The organism is Microvirga tunisiensis (genome assembly GCF_009296175.1).
Classification (GTDB): Bacteria; Pseudomonadota; Alphaproteobacteria; order Rhizobiales; family Beijerinckiaceae; genus Microvirga; species Microvirga tunisiensis.
In genome coordinates this window covers 1-4,208 of record NZ_VOSK01000458.1, presented here as the reverse complement: position 1 = coordinate 4,208, position 4,208 = coordinate 1, and the positions used below count along the sequence as shown (strand labels likewise).

At 62.8% G+C, this 4,208-nt stretch carries 5 protein-coding genes; 2 read left to right on the top strand and 3 right to left on the bottom strand.

Annotation, left to right across the window (positions count from 1 at the left end; translation table 11 throughout):
* The first annotated feature begins 140 nt into the window (after positions 1-140).
* Positions 141-461 carry a non-homologous end-joining DNA ligase LigD gene (gene ligD / locus FS320_RS50475; RefSeq protein ID WP_338105664.1) on the top strand — a complete coding sequence of 107 codons (321 nt, stop codon included), beginning with the start codon at positions 141-143 and terminating at the stop codon, positions 459-461.
* Here the strand turns inward: ligD and FS320_RS39265 are convergent.
* The 3 genes from FS320_RS39265 to FS320_RS39255 form a co-directional block, all read right to left on the bottom strand.
* Positions 436-1,323 (bottom strand): NAD(P)H-hydrate dehydratase, encoded by an 888-nt coding sequence (locus tag FS320_RS39265; protein WP_152717801.1) that lies wholly within the window; start codon positions 1,321-1,323, stop codon positions 436-438. The two genes, ligD and FS320_RS39265, sit on opposite strands and share 26 nt — an antisense overlap.
* Positions 1,320-2,081, bottom strand: a complete 762-nt coding sequence (locus tag FS320_RS39260; RefSeq protein WP_244627676.1) for a histidine phosphatase family protein — start codon at positions 2,079-2,081, stop codon at positions 1,320-1,322. Before FS320_RS39260 ends, FS320_RS39265 begins: the two co-directional genes overlap by 4 nt.
* 229 nt (positions 2,082-2,310) lie before the next feature.
* On the bottom strand, positions 2,311-3,588 hold the full coding sequence (locus FS320_RS39255; RefSeq protein ID WP_162003536.1) for an adenylate/guanylate cyclase domain-containing protein: 1,278 nt from the start codon (positions 3,586-3,588) through the stop codon (positions 2,311-2,313).
* Between the two features lie 356 nt (positions 3,589-3,944).
* Here FS320_RS39255 and FS320_RS49110 point away from each other — a divergent pair, with 356 nt between their 5' ends.
* Entirely contained in the window at positions 3,945-4,079 is a 135-nt protein-coding gene (locus tag FS320_RS49110; protein ID WP_338105663.1) for a helix-turn-helix domain-containing protein, read from the top strand.
* Positions 4,080-4,208 lie beyond the last annotated feature (129 nt).

The following is a 4,208-nucleotide window of genomic DNA, read 5'->3' as shown; positions in this document are numbered from 1 at the left end:
TGCGGATGAAGGGAGTGCATCACGTCCTCCTGCGGTGAGAAGCTCGGCGTCGCAGGCCGTCAAAGCGCCAAGTGTACTCCTCAATGGCGTAACGCACCCGATCCCAACAACGTTCCGCCACCAAACAGCTTAGCCCAGCACTGCATACCGAGACGATAGCCAAGCGTGCCAGGACCGGCCGGATCTTCGTCGACTACCTGCGCAATGGGCGAGGTGCGAGGGCCGTGGCAGCCTATTCGACAAGAGCTCGGGCCGGTGCCTCAGTGTCAACCCCGATAGTGTGGGACAAACGCCGTCCATCCGCAGTGGCAACCAATATCGGATCGGTAATCTGGCGGCCCGGCTGCCGAATCCCATCAGCGATCCTTGGGCGGACTTTGACACAGTCAACCAAGCAATCCCGGTTTCAAAGAGGCGCAGGTCGTAACCGTGTGGTCAGGCCTTATGAAACTTCGCCATAATCGCAGGGATTTCGGCAAGAAGCTCCCGCGCGAGGAAGCCAAGCGGGCCGCGGGTTTGGGCGAGGCGGTTGCCGGCCTCGCCATGAAGGAAAACGCCCCACTGTGCGGCCTCGAGCGGACTTACGCCGCGAGCCAGCAGGCCTGCGACGATACCGGCCAGCGTGTCTCCCGATCCTGATGTCGCCAAGCCGACATTGCCGTCGCTGTAGGTCCATGTGGCCCCGTCCGGCGTGGCGATGTAGGTGCACGGCCCCTTAAGCGCCACGACACAGTGGAGCAGGCTCGCCGCTTGGCCAGCGATCTCAGCCGGGTTCCTCAAAACGTCATGCTTGTCGACGCCGAGCAGATTAGCCATCTCACCGGCATGAGGAGTGATCACCATGCGTCCCTTGTGGCGGGCCAGGACGTCTGCGATGTCCTTCAACTGAGCCAGGGCCCCAGCATCCAGCACGAATGCCGCTCCTGGATCACAGTCCAACAGATCTGCCGTGAGGGCAGAGACACCCTGTTCGTCGAGCATTCCGGGCCCGATGAGAACCGCATCGCAGCGCGAGATCCGCTCGCGCAGCAGGACAGCAGTGCTCGGATCGATCTCACCCGATGGGGTCTCCGGCAAACCGACGACCAGCGCTTCGGGCAGAGCGAGACCGAGGTGGATCGCGATACTCTGGCAGGTCGCGATCTGCAGCTTGCCGGCCCCGGCACGCAACGCAGCGGTCGCCGCCAGCAGGGCAGCGCCAGGAACCGATGCGCTTCCCGCGATGACCAGGACACGACCGCGCTGGTCCTTGTCCCCATCTTCAGCTGGCTGCGAGAGAGGTATGCGGCCGAGGAATTCCGAGGTGATCGTGCCGTCGTTCATCGTGCCGCGACTTTGGCGTCGGGCTCCGACGTCACGGGCGCGCCGGCCTCTTCAAGGGGGGCGAGGAAGTTGTAGCAGTGCAACATCAGCTGTCCATGCTCGCCGAAGCTCGGGTCGAGGCGGTATTCAGTCACGGAGCAGTTCGCGACGTCACCTTCGGCATCGATCTCTAAGATCTTCTGTTCCGTCATGTTCTCGAGGAGATAGCGTAGGCACAACACCACGACCTGATGACCCACGATCAAGACGCGGCACCCGCTGTGGTGCAAGGAGATCGTGTCGAGTGCACTCCTGAGGCGCAAGATGACGTCGCACCAGCTCTCGCCGCCGGGCGGGCGGTGATAGAACTTGCCGAGTAGCCGGCGGAACTCGGCTTGATCGGGATGGAGTTCCTCGATGCCTGACCGTGTGAGGCGATCGAGGACGCCGAACTCCTTCTCGCGCAGACGCTCATCGACGACGAAAGTATGGCGCTCGACGCAGACACCCCCTTCGGCCTCGATGATCTCGGCCGTGCGTTGTGCTCGGAGATAGGGAGAGGTCAGAACAACGTTGGGACGTTCCCCTGCAGGCAGGGCGGCAAACCAGCGTCCAAGGGCCCTGGATTGCTCTTCGCCGAGCGGGCTCAACGGGACATCGACGTCCCTGTGGGCGATGTCGATGCGGGATAGACCGGCCGCATGGGCGGCATCGCGTGCGACGTTGCCGGCGCTCTCGCCATGGCGGACGATCCAGAGGCGCTCAGGCCAGCGTTGCATCGGTAAGGATCCCTGCATCGGCAGTGTCAGATGAGGATCGAACGTGAGGCTTGGCCATAGGTTCCAGTCGGTGGTTGACGTGTGGACGCGGTGTGGAAAGGACGGCACCGTCAACTTAACACTTTTACTTTACTCTTTCCGGTATTTAGGTCCGGAGCGTGCCACGCATTTCAAGAGCTTAGACCCACCGGGGAACAGCTGGAAAGGGCGGGAAATGGTTTTCACTCAGTTATGGTGACGGTGCCGTCGCCGAAGCGGTTGGGGCAAAGATTGCGACGGGTTCCTTGCGTCCAGCGAGAGGTTCAAGTCCGATCTCGCGCCAAGCGGCGCGATCCGACGAGCCTTCGATGGCAGCGCCAGAAGCCAGGATCATCTCGCCATATCGCTTCGTCGCTTGCTCAAGACGGGAGGCGACGTTCACCGCATCACCCAGCACCGTGAACTCCATCCGCTCCTCATCCCCGACAATGCCGCAGAAAACCTCGCCGACATGGATCCCGATCCCGATCCGCACGGTGTGGGGCAGTTCTCGGGTTGCATTCCAGGCTGCAACGATGCGGACGAGGTCATGCGCAAAGGCAAGGGCACGTGCTGCATCGTCGCTGCTCTCGTCCGGCACCCCGAACAGGATCAGCGCCCCATCCCCGATGAACTTGTCCACAAAGCCGTGGTGCTTGCGCACGGCGCCCAGGACCCGGGTCCTGAAGGCGGTGAAGAATTGCGATAGGCGCTCCGGATCCATACCTTCGGCTAGACCAGTCGAGTCGCGGATGTCGACAAAGACGATGACCGCCTTCTGGCGGCGCCCGCGGCGCAGATCCGCGTCACCGGCCGTCACCCGGGGCACAATCTCGGCCGGGAGAAAGCGCGAGAGGCTCGCACGCCCGATGGCATCCTTGACGGCGGAGGACAGGAGACGCCGAGAGCGGATGATGCCGAAGGCCGTGGCTGCCCCTGCCAGGAGAAGCAGTTCGAGCCGCATCACATTGACCGGCATCGAAAACAACCGGTGCCACGCGGGGGCCTGCATGGCGGCAGAATCGAGGACCAAGCGATGGTCCAGCGTGATCGCAATCCCAACCAGACCGGTCGCCAGAAGAGCAATGGCACAAAGCTGGACCCTGACGTCATAGCGCAAAGCGCCCACTGCCAGAACCAGCGGCACCGCCCAGGCGATGGGGGCCGATGGCAGGGCATTGCCAGGCAAGCCGCGCTCGCCAATGGCGAGGAATGCGATGATGAGCACGAGCCCGACGTCAAGCACCATGAACAGGTAGGCGAAACCGTGGTGCCAACGCTGCGGCACCGCGAGCACAATGCTGACCGCACCGACGAGCAGGAAGCCAAGCGAGGCAATCCAGGCATTCCGCTCAAACAAATCGAGGGATATCCCTGTTAATTCGAGTAGCACACGATCGGCGGCGATCACTGTCACGAAGACGCACAGACCGATCGCCACGCGCAGCCACCCGATCAGTCGTTCCGCAGCAACCTCGTGCCGTCTCATCAAGGCAGCTACAAGGTCTCCTTCTAAGGGGCGACCGGGTATGCTGATGAACGACTCCGCTCCTTGAGGCGGATCCTTCGCGCGCAGATCTGGCCGCATGACGGTCTCCTGGGAGAGCATGAAATTTCGTGGGGCAACCGATCGGCAGGAGAAGATATACCTAGGGGTAATCCACGGCCACCAATTGTCGTTCATTCTAACACGATACACTTCCCGCTTGGCAGCGAGCTAAGCCGCCCCACACTTCCTCATGCTTCCCATCCTCGCCCGCGAACTGATGAGCCGGGTTCACCAGGGAGTGCCGCAGCAACTCGAAGCTGCCGGGGCTGGTCGAGCTGTTCCTGTCGCGGCCGCTCGTGACGGGGCCACTCGCGGCCAAGCTGTTGCAGGTCACACCCAAGGCTGTCGACCTGATGCTGGCCCAGCTCGGCGGCGCTCTGCCGCGCGAGCTCAGCGGCCGCACCCGCTACCGCGCCTGGGGCATCGTCTAACGCGGTTCCGTTGCAGACTTTCATGTCAGTCAAGAGACTGCCGGAGATGGTCTCAGGCTAGGCGGCCGCGCCGAAGAGAGCAGCGATGAATTCACGTTGAGCCCGCATGCCGTTTGCTGGTGCGCTCGC